Source organism: Amycolatopsis sp. CA-126428, assembly GCF_002904335.1.
Classification (GTDB): domain Bacteria; phylum Actinomycetota; class Actinomycetes; order Mycobacteriales; family Pseudonocardiaceae; genus Amycolatopsis.
The window spans coordinates 1-13,672 of sequence record NZ_PPHF01000089.1; the positions used below are offsets into that span (position 1 = coordinate 1).

At 69.0% G+C, this 13,672-nt stretch carries 13 protein-coding genes and 1 pseudogene; 9 read left to right on the forward strand and 5 right to left on the reverse strand.

Annotated elements, in window-relative coordinates; all coding sequences use genetic code 11:
* The 3 genes and pseudogenes from C2L58_RS24165 to C2L58_RS49315 form a co-directional block, all read right to left on the reverse strand.
* Positions 1-231: pseudogene (locus C2L58_RS24165) on the reverse strand (sugar hydrolase); the annotation flags it as partial.
* Positions 232-716: 485 nt separating this feature from the next.
* A complete protein-coding gene (locus C2L58_RS24170) occupies positions 717-1,292 on the reverse strand; it encodes a DUF6262 family protein (RefSeq protein ID WP_103339900.1) in 576 nt (191 codons plus the stop codon).
* Positions 1,289-1,972 carry a tyrosine-type recombinase/integrase gene (locus C2L58_RS49315; RefSeq protein ID WP_158264157.1) on the reverse strand — a complete coding sequence of 228 codons (684 nt, stop codon included), beginning with the start codon at positions 1,970-1,972 and terminating at the stop codon, positions 1,289-1,291. Before C2L58_RS49315 ends, C2L58_RS24170 begins: the two co-directional genes overlap by 4 nt.
* Before the next feature lie 199 nt (positions 1,973-2,171).
* Here C2L58_RS49315 and C2L58_RS49320 point away from each other — a divergent pair, with 199 nt between their 5' ends.
* On the forward strand, positions 2,172-2,537 hold the full coding sequence (locus tag C2L58_RS49320; RefSeq protein ID WP_158264158.1) for a hypothetical protein: 366 nt from the start codon (positions 2,172-2,174) through the stop codon (positions 2,535-2,537).
* Between the two features lie 69 nt (positions 2,538-2,606).
* Here the strand turns inward: C2L58_RS49320 and C2L58_RS24180 are convergent, their stop codons facing one another.
* Positions 2,607-4,610, reverse strand: a complete 2,004-nt coding sequence (locus C2L58_RS24180; protein ID WP_103339919.1) for an APC family permease — start codon at positions 4,608-4,610, stop codon at positions 2,607-2,609.
* Positions 4,611-4,786: 176 nt separating this feature from the next.
* Here C2L58_RS24180 and C2L58_RS24185 point away from each other — a divergent pair, with 176 nt between their 5' ends.
* A complete protein-coding gene (locus tag C2L58_RS24185; RefSeq protein WP_103339902.1) occupies positions 4,787-5,092 on the forward strand; it encodes a winged helix-turn-helix transcriptional regulator in 306 nt (101 codons plus the stop codon).
* Here C2L58_RS24185 and C2L58_RS24190 read toward each other — a convergent pair.
* Positions 5,082-5,315, reverse strand: coding sequence for a YbaB/EbfC family nucleoid-associated protein (locus C2L58_RS24190; protein ID WP_103339903.1), 234 nt, complete (start codon positions 5,313-5,315; stop codon positions 5,082-5,084). The two genes, C2L58_RS24185 and C2L58_RS24190, sit on opposite strands and share 11 nt — an antisense overlap.
* 363 nt (positions 5,316-5,678) lie before the next feature.
* On the opposite strand from C2L58_RS24190, the gene kdpF reads away from it, so the two are divergent.
* Genes kdpF through C2L58_RS24225 form a run of 7 tightly spaced genes read left to right on the forward strand, consistent with a single transcriptional unit; the run spans position 5,679 to position 13,551 of the window.
* Complete coding sequence (gene kdpF / locus C2L58_RS24195) at positions 5,679-5,780, forward strand: K(+)-transporting ATPase subunit F (protein WP_020639212.1); 102 nt, start codon at positions 5,679-5,681, stop codon at positions 5,778-5,780.
* Positions 5,780-7,438: a potassium-transporting ATPase subunit KdpA gene (gene kdpA / locus C2L58_RS24200; protein WP_103339904.1), complete on the forward strand. Its 1,659-nt coding sequence runs from the start codon at positions 5,780-5,782 to the stop codon at positions 7,436-7,438. Before kdpF ends, kdpA begins: the two co-directional genes overlap by 1 nt.
* Complete coding sequence (gene kdpB / locus C2L58_RS24205; protein WP_103339905.1) at positions 7,435-9,525, forward strand: potassium-transporting ATPase subunit KdpB; 2,091 nt, start codon at positions 7,435-7,437, stop codon at positions 9,523-9,525. The genes kdpA and kdpB overlap by 4 nt, the downstream gene beginning before the upstream one ends.
* A 2-nt stretch (positions 9,526-9,527) precedes the next feature.
* Entirely contained in the window at positions 9,528-10,139 is a 612-nt protein-coding gene (gene kdpC, locus C2L58_RS24210) for a K(+)-transporting ATPase subunit C (protein WP_199191411.1), read from the forward strand.
* A 3-nt stretch (positions 10,140-10,142) separates the two neighbouring features.
* A complete protein-coding gene (locus C2L58_RS24215; RefSeq protein WP_103339907.1) occupies positions 10,143-12,653 on the forward strand; it encodes a sensor histidine kinase in 2,511 nt (836 codons plus the stop codon).
* Positions 12,650-13,345: a response regulator gene (locus C2L58_RS24220; RefSeq protein ID WP_103339908.1), complete on the forward strand. Its 696-nt coding sequence runs from the start codon at positions 12,650-12,652 to the stop codon at positions 13,343-13,345. Before C2L58_RS24215 ends, C2L58_RS24220 begins: the two co-directional genes overlap by 4 nt.
* A complete protein-coding gene (locus C2L58_RS24225) occupies positions 13,342-13,551 on the forward strand; it encodes a hypothetical protein (RefSeq protein WP_103339909.1) in 210 nt (69 codons plus the stop codon). Before C2L58_RS24220 ends, C2L58_RS24225 begins: the two co-directional genes overlap by 4 nt.
* The last annotated feature ends 121 nt before the right edge of the window (positions 13,552-13,672 follow it).

Here is a 13,672-nt window from a genome sequence, read left to right on the forward strand (position 1 = left end):
CCACGCGGTGAAGGTGCCGCCGGCGTTGACGTAGCCGAGCCGGCCGGTGCTGAGGTTGACGCCGAGCACGTACAGGTAGACGGCGTCGCCGTGGCCGGTGTTGTTGGTGATGGACAACGGCAGGAGCGCGGGGCCGGAGGCGGCGGCAGGGGTGGCGCCGCCCCACACGGCCGTCGCCGCGACCGCCGCGAGCGCGGCGATGATCGCAGTCAGCTTTCTTCGAGTTCGCATCGGCGACTCCTTTGTCCGGGGTGGGGTGACTCCGATCGGATTCTCGAAGACGGGACGCGACAACGTTGTCAGCACGCGCAATCGTGTTGGGCGCGGACACCTCGGAACTATGGAGCGGTCTGTACCTGGTCGCACGAGCCGACGTTCGAGGAAGCAGTACCTCACGGTAGGCCTGTCCCACTCACCAGGTCAATGGTCTAGACGAATACGGTGTAGGCGCCGGCACTCGCCTGCTCCGCGCTGTGGGCGAAGCTCGACGTCGCGGCACTGTCCACCCCGGCGACGGTCGGCAGGATGGGGATGTCGGCCAGCGCGTTGCAGCCCGGTACTGGACAAGATAGCTTCCAACATGGAGTACTACCTCAAAGACCTTGAGCGGAAGGCAGGCCCGGACACCGTTGAGCCGAGGTCATGACCGGGCATGTGACGCAAGGTCCGCACCTCCTGCATGGCCGAGCCGCAGGCGGGGTGTAGCGGCGTTACGGTCAGGTGATCGTGGCCGGGTCAGCGAGTTTCGCCTCTAGGTCGGCGACGCGGCGGTCCTGGAAGCGCAGGTTCGATCGCGCGGCCGCCAGCCGTTCCTCCAGGGTGCGGTTGTCAGCGGTGAGTTGCCGGACGCGTTGTTTGAGGGTGGTGATCCGCTGGATGGCTTCCTCGGTCCATTCGGCTTGCAGGTCGCGGATCTGGCCGAGGAGTTCGTCGATGCGGGTTCGCTGGTTGAGGATCTCGGTGTTGGCGGCTTTGAGGGCGTCCTCGGCGTTGAGCGCCCGCTCCCGCCAGGTCGCCTCTCGCTCATCGTCCAGATCAGCCAGCGCTTGGCCGCGGCGCTGGTCGGCGTTCGCGACGGCCGTGGCGACCGCGTTGCGTGCCTCGGGGTTTTCGTAGAGGAACGTCCGCGAGACAGCGGCCCGACGACTCACGGTAGCGACGGTGACCGGGAGCTTTTCCCGACTTAGCAGCGAAATCGCATCATGGACGCGCTCGAGAGCGGCATGCGTGCTGCGGCGGCGGGCAGCCTGCGCGGCGGCCGTGCGAGGTTCGGCAACGGTCGGGATGGTCATGCGGTGGCTTCTCCAGAGTCCTCGGTGGTGCTGTCAGCCTCGCCGTCGGCTGCGATGGCGAGATCGGTGGCGCGGAAGGCCGTGGTCCAGACGCGGTGGAAGTAGCCCTGGGGCTTGCGCAGGTCCAACGCGAGCGCTTGGCCGAGCAGGCCGAGCCCAGCGAGGGCCTTCTCCAGGCCGTCGATCGCTTTGGCGGTGGGCTCGAAGTAGGCGTGCAGGTAGTCGGCGGTCGCGTCGTCCGGGGCTCCTTCCGCAAGCTGCCGCCATTGCTCGCGCTTTCGACGCCAGTAAAGGAGATCCGCGCCGGACAGGACGAACTTGTCGCAGGAATGGCAGTTGAGGTTCCAGGGACAATTGCCGCCGTCGACAACGGGTTGGAAGGTGCAGAACCCGCCCTCGGCCGGGGTGCTGCGCCGCGACAGGTCGATAGCCAGGGCCTGGGCCTGCTCGCGGGTGAGTGGAGTAGCCGCCTCACCGGTGAGGAGTTCTCCGGGATTGGTGGTGCCGGGGCCGGCCACCCAGACCCGCTGCAGAACACCTTCCAGGTCAGACTGGGCGAGATGGATGTAGCGCTCCGCCATTTTCTCGGAGATGTGGCCGAGGTAACGGCGGACGTGAGTCAGGGTGGCACCGGCGCGCAGCAGGCTGGTGGCCAGGGAGTGGCGGGCCTGGTGGGGCACTTGGCGGCCGACGTCGAGGCCGTCGATCCAGTACGTTCTCCCGCCCGAGGGTCGCCAAGATATCAAGAACGGCCGTCGCGTCGTTCGGAATACGCAAACGGCAGTGTCGCCATGTCCGTGATCGGCTGAACTTGCCAGTATGCACACAGCTCCGCCTGTCCCAGCGGGGTTCGGGTTCCCTCTCGGAATGGCGCTTGGCGTGACCGCCACGGTGCTGTCCGTTGCCGCAGGTGCCCCGAGCGTTCCGATCATCTCGCTCGTCGCGATGGTCGCAGTGGTCGACGCCACTGCCATGGTCACGACCGTTCGGGCCACCTTGGCGACCGCTACCGTGTGCTGGGCGCTCCACGTCGGCTTCGTCCTAGGCAGGCACGGCGAGCTGGCCTTCACGCCCCAAGCCGGTCGTGCCGCGGTGGTGCTGGGGCTGTGCGCCCTCACCGCACTGGGGTTCGCCTCCACTCTGCGCGCGGCCCGCGTTCCGCTGCGCGAACGCGAGCACGACGCCGGCCGACCGGCCATTCCCCTTCCCCGACAGGGCGATCCGGTACCAGACGCGAGCAGGTGAGCTCGTGCCGACCACGGCGCGCCGGTCGTGGATGGCACCACGACCGAACCGTTGGGCAGCCTCCAGAGATCAGGACCGGCGCTGCGTGGTGACGCCGCGGCGGAGGTCGCCCGGCAGCGGGCGGACGCGCTGCAGGTCGCGGCGTGCGGTGGAGCGCAGCTGCCACGGCACGCTGGTCACCATCACCCCGGGCTCGAACAGCAGCCGGCCCTTGAGCCGCAGCGAGCTCTGGTTGTGGAGGGCGTTCTCCCACCAGCGACCGACGACGTACTCGGGAATGTAGATGCAGACCACGTCGCGGGGACGGTCGTGCCGGAGGTTCTTGACGTACTGCACGACCGGCCGGGTGATTTCGCGATAGGGGGATTCGATCACCTTCAGCGGGATCTTCATCGCACGCCGCTCCCACTGGCGCTGCAGCTCGCGGGTGTCGGCGTCGTCGACGTTGACGGTGATGGCGCTCAGCGTGTCGGGCCGGGTGGCGCGGGCGAACGCGATCGCGCGCTGGCTCGGCTTGTGCAATGTGGACACGAGCACGATCGCGTGGACGCGGCTGGGGAGCAGTTCGAACTCGTCGTCCGGCTGGAGTTCTTCGCGGACGTGGGTGTAGTGCCGGTGGATCGCGCGCATCAACAGGTACAGCGCGGGGATGGTGATGACGACCAAGTAGGCGCCGTGGGTGAACTTGGTGATCAGGACGACGACGAGGACGATGGCGGTCAGGAGCGCGCCGACGGCGTTGATCAGTCGCGATCGCTGGGCCGCCCGGCGTTCGCGGGCGTCGGCGGTGTCGGCGAGTACCCGGTTCCAGTGTCGAACCATCCCGGCCTGGCACAGCGTGAACGAGGTGAACACGCCGAGGATGTAGAGCTGGATGAGCCGGGTGGTGGAGCCGTCGAAGGCGAAGATCAGGATTCCGGCCACGAGGGACAGAGCGATGATGCCGTTGGAGAAGGCAAGCCGGTCGCCGCGGGTGTGCAGCTGGCGGGGCAGGTAGCGGTCCTGGGCGAGGATCGAGGTCAGCAGCGGGAAGCCGTTGAACGCGGTGTTCGCGGCCAGGATGAGGATCAGCGCGGTCGCCGCCTGCAAGATGTAGAACAGCACCGCGTGGTCGCCGCCGAAGACGGCCGCGGCGATCTGGCTGATGACGGTGCGCTGGGGGTCGGCGGTGCAGTCGCCGCGGAAGCCGGTCAGGTCGCAGGTGTTCTCGGCGATGTGCACCTTGGTGATCAGCGCCAGCGCGGTGATGCCGCCGAACATCACGACGGCGGTGGCGCCCATGGCGGTCATGGTGCGGGCGGCGTTGAGTGCTTTGGGTTTGCGGAAGGCCGGGACGCCGTTGGAGATGGCTTCGACGCCGGTGAGCGCGGTGCAGCCGGAGGAGAACGACCGCAGCAGCAGGAACACCAACGCGAAGCCGGTCAGGCCGGCCTGTTCGGGCCGGACGGCGTAGCCGGCGCTTTCGGAGACCGGGGGGTGTCCGGTGGCAACGCGCAAGAAGCCGACCACGATCATCAGCATCACCGTGGCGATGAACAGGTACGTCGGCGCGGCGAAGGCGCGGCCGGATTCGCGGATGCCGCGCAGGTTCATCGCCATCAGCAGGACGATGAACACGATGTCGAGCAGGATGCGCTGGTCGTTGAGTTCGGGCACGGCCGAGATGATGTTGTCGACGCCCGAGGCGACCGAGACGGCGACGGTCATGATGTAGTCGACCATCAGCGCCCCGGCGACGACGAGTCCGGCGTGGGACCCGAGGTTGCGGGAAGCGACTTCGTAGGAGCCGCCGCCGCTGGGGTAGGCCTTCACGACCTGCCGGTAGGAGATCACCACCACGGTGAGCAGCACGGCCACGCCCAGGCCGACCCACGGGGCGAGTGTGAAGTAGGCGAGGCCGCCGATCGAGAGGATGAGCAGGATCTCCTGCGTCGCGTAGGCGACCGAGGAGAGGGGATCGCTGGCGAAGATGGGCAGCGCGAGCCACTTCGGCAGCAGGGTCTCGCCGAGGGTGTCGCTGCGGAACGGCCGGCCGAGGACCAGCCGCTTCAGCCATGAGGTAGGTGCCGGCACGTACCGCAGCGTGCCTGCCGTCGCCCGCGACCGGCGTAGGGAAAACATCAAGATATGCGCATCGGCGTAGGGAAACCGTAAGTGTCTCCGGGGACCTCGTCAGATTCCCGTCAACGACGCTGGTCTTCGCCGGGCGGCTGCCTACGGTTCCGGCACGTCGTCTCTGGGGAGCTGCCATGGCCGAATCCGGTCTCGTGCGCGTGATCTGCTGCCCCGGTGCAGTGGAGCTGCTCGACGAGCTCGCGTCCGGCGCTCGCACCGTCGTCGCGCTGCGCCGGGCGGTCCCGCGGCGTGTCCTCGCCTCCGCGTTGCGGGCGCTGGCGGCGGAAGGCGCGATCCGGCGCTCGGCGGTGGGTACCTGGGACGGCAGGCCGGGCGGTGAGGTGCTGTTCTCCCTCACCGCCGCCGGCTACCGGCTTGTTGGCGAATTGTCCGATTTGGACCTCTGGGTCGAAGTGTACGAGCGCTACCTCAACGGCTGACCGGGCCCGGGTCGAACAGGGCCTGGGCGGAGTGGATGCACTCGAGGATGTCCCGGGCCAGCTGGGCCGCGGGGCGGGTGCTGACGGTGTCGGCCAGCTGCAGGTCGCGGACCTGGCCGTCGAGGGTCACGACGACCGAGATCGCGCCGTCGTGACTGCTGTGGCTGACCTGGACGTTGGCCTGCCGGGGAAGGGACGTGCGGAGCTCGGGGTCTGCTGCCAAGAGAACTCCCGGGATGAGATCCGGATCGGGCTGAAGACGTGATCGTTCAAGGGTGGCCTCGAATTCCCGGCGATGCGAGCCGTTCACCCCGTCGACGCCGAGTTGTGACCAAGTCCGGAATGGGCGTTCGGGGACTCCGTCAAGAACGCGTCAACGCGCCGTGCGGAGGCATCAAGACTCCGTCAGGTGACATCCGAACGGGAGCTCCGGCAGGCACGCTTCCGCCAGTCCGGTCACCATTCGGTCGACCTCGGATTGTCGTGCGTGAGAAAGGAGCAGTGCCATGGCCGATCTGGCCTATGTGCTGCTGGCGATCGTCGTGTTCGCCGTGCTGGCCTTGACCCTGCGTGGATTGGAGCGGTTGTGAGCGGCACCGGCGTGGTCGCCAACGTCGTCGGCGGCGTCCTGGCGTTGGCCCTGATCGTCTACCTGTTCATCGCGTTGATCAAACCGGAGAAGTTCTGATGTCCTCGACGTGGGCCGGCCTGGGGCAGGTCGGTCTCCTGCTGCTCGCGCTGGCGCTGGTGTACCGGCCGCTGGGCGACTACCTGCACCGGGTGTTCACCAGCACGAAGCACTGGCGGCTGGAGAAGGCCGTCTACAAGATCGTGCGCGCGGACCCGGAGTCCGAGCAGCACTGGAAGACCTACGCCTCCGGCGTGCTGGGATTCTCGTTCGTCTCGGTGCTGTTCCTCTACCTGCTGCAACGCATCCAGCCGCTGCTGCCACTGAATTTCGGCCGTGAGGTCAGCCCCGGGATCGCGTTCAACACCGCGGTCAGCTTCGTGACCAACACGAACTGGCAGTCCTACATCCCCGAGGGTGTCATGGGTCACGTGGTCCAGATGGCCGGGCTGACGGTGCAGAACTTCGTCTCTGCCGGCGTCGGGCTGGCCGTGGCGATCGCGCTGACCCGCGCGTTCACGCGGTCGAAGAGCGACCGGCTCGGCAACTTCTGGGTCGACCTGACCCGTGGCACGGTCCGCGTGCTGCTGCCGCTCTCGTTCGTCTTCGCGATCGTCCTGGTCGCCCTCGGCGTGGTGCAGAGCCTGAAGTCCGGTGTCTCCGTGCTCAACCCCGACGGCTCCGGCAGCACCATCGCCCTCGCCCCGGCGGCGAGCCAGGAAGCCATCAAGGAGCTCGGCACCAACGGTGGCGGCATCTTCAACGCCAACTCCGCGCACCCGTTCGAGAACCCGAACTCGTGGTCGAACCTGATCGAGATCTTCCTGCTGCTGGTGATCCCGGTCAGCCTGACCCGCACCTTCGGCAAGCTGGTCGGCAACACCAAGCAGGGCTACGTCCTGCTCAGCGTCATGGGCGTGCTGTGGGCCGGGATGCTCACGGTGATCTGGTGGGGCGAGACCCACGCCAACGGCGCGGCCGCGAGGCTGGCCGGCGCGGCCATGGAAGGCAAGGAAACCCGGTTCGGGCTCGCCGCGTCGGCGTTGTTCGCCGACTCGACCACCGGCACCTCGACCGGCGCGGTCAACTCCATGCACGACAGCTTCACCGGCCTCGGCGGGTTCGGGACGCTGCTGAACATGATGTTCGGCGAGCTGTCGCCCGGCGGTGTCGGCACCGGCCTCTACAGCATCCTGGTGATGGCGATCATCGCGATGTTCCTCGCCGGGCTGATGGTCGGCCGGACGCCGGAGTACCTGGGCAAGAAGCTCGGCAAGCGGGAAGTCACCTGCTCGGCCATCGCGATCCTCGCGATGCCCACGGTGCTGCTCATCGGCGCCGGCGCGGCCCTGCTGATCCCGGGCAACACCGACGCGTTCAACAACCCCGGCGCGCACGGCTTCTCCGAGCTGCTCTACGCCTATACCTCGGCCAGTAACAACAACGGCAGCGCGTTCGCCGGCATCACCGTCACCAACGACTGGTACCAGGCGACCCTCGGCGTCTGCATGGCGCTCGGCCGGTTCGTCCCCATCCTGGCCGTGCTCTGCCTGGCCGGTTCGCTGGCCGCGCAGAAGAAGACCCCGGAAACGGCCGGCACATTGCCGACCACCAGCCCGCTGTTCGCGACGATGCTGGGCGGCACCGTCGTGCTGGTCGCGGCCCTGACCTTCATCCCCGCCCTCGCCCTCGGTCCCATCGCGGAGGCCCTCGCATGACCATCACGACCGAACGTTCCCCCGAGGAAGCCACCCAGCACCACGTCGAGAACGCGGGCCGGGTCGGCGCGGGGGTGTTCAACCCCCGGCAGCTCTGGACGTCCCTGCCGGACGCCTTCCGGAAGCTCAACCCGAAGCACCAGCTGGCCAACCCCGTCATGTTCGTCGTCTGGGTCGGCTCGGCCCTGGTCACGGTCTTCGCGATCACCGACCCGGGCGTGTTCAACATCGGCGTCGCGTTGTGGCTGTGGTTCACCGTGCTGTTCGCCAACCTCGCCGAAGCGGTCGCCGAAGGACGCGGTAAAGCCCAAGCCGAGTCATTGCGGCGGACGAAGAAGGAGACGGTCGCCCGGCGGCTGCGCTCCGACGGCACCGAAGAAAGCGTGCCGGGTGTCGAGCTGAAGATCGGCGACCGCGTCGTCGTCGAGGCGGGCGAGGTGATCCCGGGTGACGGTGACGTCGTCGAGGGCATCGCGACCGTCGACGAGTCGGCCATCACCGGCGAGTCGGCCCCGGTGATCCGGGAGTCCGGCGGCGACCGGTCGGCGGTCACCGGCGGCACGACCGTGCTGTCCGACCGGATCGTGGTGGAGATCAGGACCAAGCCGGGCGAGTCCTTCGTGGACCGCATGATCGCGCTGGTGGAAGGTGCTTCGCGGCAGAAGACGCCCAACGAGATCGCGCTGACCATCCTCCTGGCCGTGCTGACGATCATCTTCGTCCTCGCGGTCGTGGCGCTGCAGCCGATGGCGAGCTATTCCGGTGGCCAGCAGTCGGTGATCGTGCTGACCGCGTTGCTGGTCTGCCTGATTCCCACGACGATCGGCGCGTTGCTGTCCGCGATCGGCATCGCGGGCATGGACCGCCTGGTGCAGCGCAACGTCCTCGCGACGAGCGGCCGGGCGGTCGAGGCCGCGGGCGACGTCTCGACGCTGCTGCTCGACAAGACCGGCACCATCACCTTCGGCAACCGGCAGGCGACCGAGCTGCTGCCGGTCGGCTCGTCCACACTGGACGACCTGGCGATCGCCGCGCGGCTCTCGAGCCTGGCCGACGGCACGCCCGAGGGGCGCAGCATCATCGACCTCTGTGCCCGCGAGCACGTCCTGCCCTCCGAGCCGAGCGAAGCGGAGAAGTCCGGCGAGTTCGTCCCCTTCACCGCGCAGACCCGGATGAGTGGTATCGACCTGGGCGGCCGTGTCGTGCGCAAGGGTGCCGCCAGCGCGGTCCGGGCCTGGGTCGCCGAGCACGGTGGCACCGTTCCCGACCAGGTGCACACGGTCGTCGACACGATCAGCGCCGAGGGTGGCACGCCGCTCGTCGTCGCCGAACAGGTCGAAGGCGTGGCGATCGTGCGGGGCGTCATCCGGTTGTCCGACGTCGTGAAGCCCGGCATGCGCGAGCGGTTCGCTGAGCTGCGCACGATGGGCATCAAGACCGTCATGATCACCGGTGACAACCCGCTGACAGCCAAGGCGATCGCCGACGAGTCCGGGGTGGACGACTTCCTCGCGGAAGCCAAGCCTGAGGACAAGATGGCGCTGATCAAGAAGGAGCAGGAGGGTGGCCGGCTGGTCGCGATGACCGGTGACGGCACCAACGACGCTCCCGCGCTGGCCCAGGCGGACGTCGGGGTCGCGATGAACACCGGGACCATGGCGGCGAAGGAAGCCGGCAACATGGTCGACCTCGACTCGAACCCGACGAAGCTGATCGAGATCGTGGAGATCGGCAAGCAGCTGCTCATCACCCGCGGGGCGCTGACGACGTTCTCCATCGCCAACGACCTGGCGAAGTACTTCGCGATCCTGCCCGCGATGTTCGCGGCGATCTACCCGCAGCTGGGCGGCCTGAACATCATGGGCCTGCACTCGCCGGACTCGGCGATCCTGTCCGCGGTCATCTTCAACGCGTTGATCATCGTGGCGCTGATCCCGCTCGCCCTGCGCGGAGTGCGGTACAAGCCCTCCAGCGCCAAGTCCCTGCTGCGGCGGAACCTGCTGATCTACGGCCTGGGCGGCATCGTGACGCCGTTCGCCGGGATCTGGCTCGTCGACCTGCTCGTCCGACTGATCCCGGGAATGTGACCATGAAGGTGCTGTACAAGCAAACCGTCGCCGGCCTGAAGATGCTGCTGGTGCTCACCGTACTGGTGGGAGTTGTTTATCCGCTGGCGGTGTGGGCGGTGGCTCGCATCCCCGGCCTGTCGGACCGGGCCGAGGGCTCGATCGTCACGCAGAACGGCCAGGCCGTCGGGTCCTCGCTGATCGGCGTCGACCCGGTGGCGAAGGACCCGGCACACGACCCGTTCTTCCACAACCGGCCTTCGGCCGGCTCGAAGGACCCGCTCGGGCCGGGCGACCCGTCGACCTCGGGTGCCTCGAACAAGGGCACCGCGAACGAGGATCTGCTGGCTACGGTGAAACAGCGGCAGGACCTGATCGCCAAGCGGGAAGGCGTCGACGTCTCGAAGGTCCCGGCCGACGCCGTGACCGCGTCGGCGTCCGGGCTCGACCCGCAGATCAGCCCGGCCTACGCCGAGCTGCAGGTGCCGCGGGTCGCGCGGGAGAACGGCCTGAGCGAGGACGAAGTCCGCAAGCTCGTCGACGCCGACACCACCGGGCGCGGGCTCGGCGTGCTCGGCGACCCGGCGGTGAACGTGCTGCAGCTCAACCTCGCCGTCGCGGCGGCCAGGCACTGACCGGTGACGACAGCGGACGCGGGCAAGCGCCGCCGCGGTGAGCTGCGGATCTACCTGGGGGCCGCCCCGGGCGTGGGGAAGACCTTCGCCATGCTCGGGGAGGCCCGCCGCCGGCTCGACCGCGGCACCGACGTCGTCGTCGGCCTGGTGGAGACGCACGGCCGCCGTAAGACCGCCGAGCTCCTGGAGGGGCTCGAAGCCGTTCCGCGGCACAAGCTGGAGTACCGCGGGCACGCCTTCGAAGAGATGGACGTCGACGCGATCCTCGCCCGCGCCCCGGAGGTCGCGGTCGTGGACGAGCTGGCGCACACGAACGTGGCCGGCTCGCGCAACGAGAAGCGCTGGCAGGACATCGACGAACTGCTGGACGCCGGGATCGACGTGCTCTCGACGGTCAACGTGCAGCACCTGGAGAGCCTCAACGACGTCGTCGAGCGGATCACCGGCATTGCCCAGCAGGAGACCGTCCCCGACGAGGTCGTGCGCCGCGCCGAGCAGCTCGAGCTGGTCGACATCACGCCGGAGGCGCTGCGGCGGCGGCTCGCCCACGGCAACGTCTACCCGGCCAACCGGATCGATGCCGCGCTGGGCAACTACTTCCGGCCCGGCAACCTCACCGCGTTGCGGGAGCTGGCCCTGCTGTGGGTGGCCGACCAGGTCGACGTCGCCCTGCAGCGTTACCGCAGCGAACGCGACATCACCGACACCTGGGAGGCGCGGGAACGGGTGGTCGTCGCGATCAGCGGCGGCCGGGAGAGCGAGACGCTGATCCGGCGGGCCCGGCGCATCGCGAAGCGGGCCGGGGCCGAACTGCTGGTGCTGCAGATCCTGCGTGGGGACGGCCTGGCCGGTGTCTCCCCGCAGGCGCTCGCCGAGTACCGCAAGCTCGCCGAGGACGTCGGCGCCACTTTCCACACCGTTGTCGGCGACGACGTCCCGATCGCGCTGCTCGACTTCGCCCGCGGTGTGAACGCGACGCAGGTCGTGGTGGGCACGTCCCGGCGCTCCCGGGTGGCGCGGCTGTTCGACGAAGGCATCGGCGCGACGGTGGTGCAGGAGTCCGGGCCGATCGACGTGCACATGGTCACCCACGACGAGTCCGGTGGCCGGTTGCGCGCGAAGCTGTTCCCTCGCAGCTCGCTGGCCCGGCGGCGGCAGCTCCTCGGCTGGGCGCTCGCGCTGCTCCTGCCCGCGGTGGCGACGCTGATCGGTGTGGTGCTGCGGCAGACGCTGATCCTGTCCACCAACGTCATCGACTACTTCCTGGCGACGATCATCGTGGCCCTCGTCGGCGGCCTCGGGCCCGCGCTGTTCGCGTCCATCGCGAGTGCGTTGCTGCTGAACTTCTTCTTCACCCCGCCGCTGTACACGCTGACCGTGGACGCCCAGCAGAACGTCATCACGCTGGTCGCGATGGTCGTCGTCGCGGTGGCGTTCGCGCTCGTCGTCGACCGGGCTTCACGCCGGGCCGACGCCGCGGCGCGAGCTCGGACCGAGGCCGCGCTGCTGGCCTCCTACGCGCGGACCGTCCTCGGCGACGGCGATCCGTTGCAGCGGCTGCTGGAAAAGGTGCGGGAGAACTTCGGGCTCGAATCCGTCTCGCTGCTGGAGAAGCAGGACGACACATGGGTCCGCGCGGCCTGCACGGGGGACCGGCCGTGCGACGACCCGGACGAGGCCGACGTCGACGTGCCGGTGACCGACGACGTCCACCTCGCGCTGCGCGGCCGGACGCTGCCTGCGCACGACCAGCGCGTCCTCGAAGCCGCGGCGGGCCAGGCCCTGCTCGCCCTGCGGCAGCAGCGGATGGCCGCACAGACGCAAGAAGCGCAGCACCGGGCGGAAACCACCGAGCTGCGGACAGCGCTCCTCTCGGCCATCGGACACGACCTGCGCACCCCACTGACCTCCATCAAGGCCGTCTTCGGCGGCTTGCGCGCCCAGGACGTCAGTCTGTCCGAGGAGGACGCCGAAGAGCTGCTTGCCGCCGGCGAGGAGTCCACCGACCGGCTCTCCGGCCTGATCGACAACCTGCTCGACTCCTCCCGGCTGGCCGCCGGCGCGGTCCAGCCGGTGCTTCGACCAGTCGGCTACGACGAAGTCGTCGCCACCGCACTGGCCGCGGTGGAGGGCGGCGACAAGGTCGTGCTGGACATCGACGACCGGTTGCCCGCGGTCACCGCGGACCCCGGCTTGCTGGAACGGGCGATCGCCAACGTGATCGACAACGCGCTGCGCCACGGCGATGGTGAAGTCGCCGTGCGCGCGAGCGCCTACGGGGGTCGCGTCGAGCTGCGGATCGTCGACCACGGCCGCGGCTTGCCGAAAGGCACCGCCGATTCGGCGTTCGCGCCGTTCCAGCGGCTCGGTGACCGCAACACCACGACCGGTGTCGGGCTGGGTCTGTCGGTCGCGAAGGGGTTCGTGGAGGCGATGGACGGCGACATCCGGGCCGAGGACACCCCGGGTGGCGGACTGACGATCGTCGTGTCCCTGCCGGCGGTGACGCGATGACGTCCGTGCTCGTGGTCGACGACGAAGCCGCGCTCGTGCGGGCCCTGCGGATCAACCTCACCGCCCGCGGCTACTCGGTGGTCACCGCCGCCGACGGCGCTTCCGCGCTGCTGACCGCGGCGACCGAGCGTCCGGACCTGGTCCTGCTCGACCTGGGGCTGCCCGACATCGACGGTATCGAGGTGATCCGCGAGCTGCGCACCTGGAGCGCGATGCCGATCATCGTGCTCTCGGCCCGGGACCGGTCCGCTGACAAGATCCGGGCCCTCGACACCGGCGCCGATACTTACGTGACCAAGCCGTTCGGGATGGACGAGCTGCTCGCGTGCCTGCGCGTCGCGGAACGCCGGCTGGCTCTCAGCGCGCCGCCCGAGCCTGCTCTGGTCGTCAACACCGCCGCGTTCACGGTGGACGTCGCGGCCAAGACCGTCCGCCGGGGTGAGGCCACCGTGCACCTCACACGGACGGAATGGGCCATCCTCGAACTGCTCGTCCGCAACCCTGACTCCCTGATCAGCGGCAAACACCTGCTGACCACGGTCTGGGGGCCGGACTACGCGGACCGCGGTCACTACTTGCGTGTCTACATGGCACAGTTGCGGCGCAAGCTCGAACCCGAGCCGTCCCGCCCGCGGTACCTGATCACCGAAACGGGTATCGGCTACCGCTTCGTCCCCGAGGAGTCTCCGTGACCGATCCCAGCGAAGCCATCGAGCTGGCGGCCGAGCGCGGTGACACCGCCGAGCTGCGCCGGTGGGCCGCCGCCGGGCATTCCGACGCCGTCGACCTGCTCATCGAGCTCGCCACCGAACGCGAAGACCTCGCCGAACTTCGCCGGCTCGCCGCCGAAGGCAGCCAAACCGCGGCAGAGGTGCTCGCCGAGCTCGAAGGCGAATAGCCGGGACTTGCCCGGCTAGCTAGTACGGCAATGGCCGTGGGGTGAGTGGGTGGCCGCGGCGTTCGTATGCGCTGGGCCGTGCTTGATGTTCGTCGTCGGTGCGTGATCCTGCCCGCTGGGG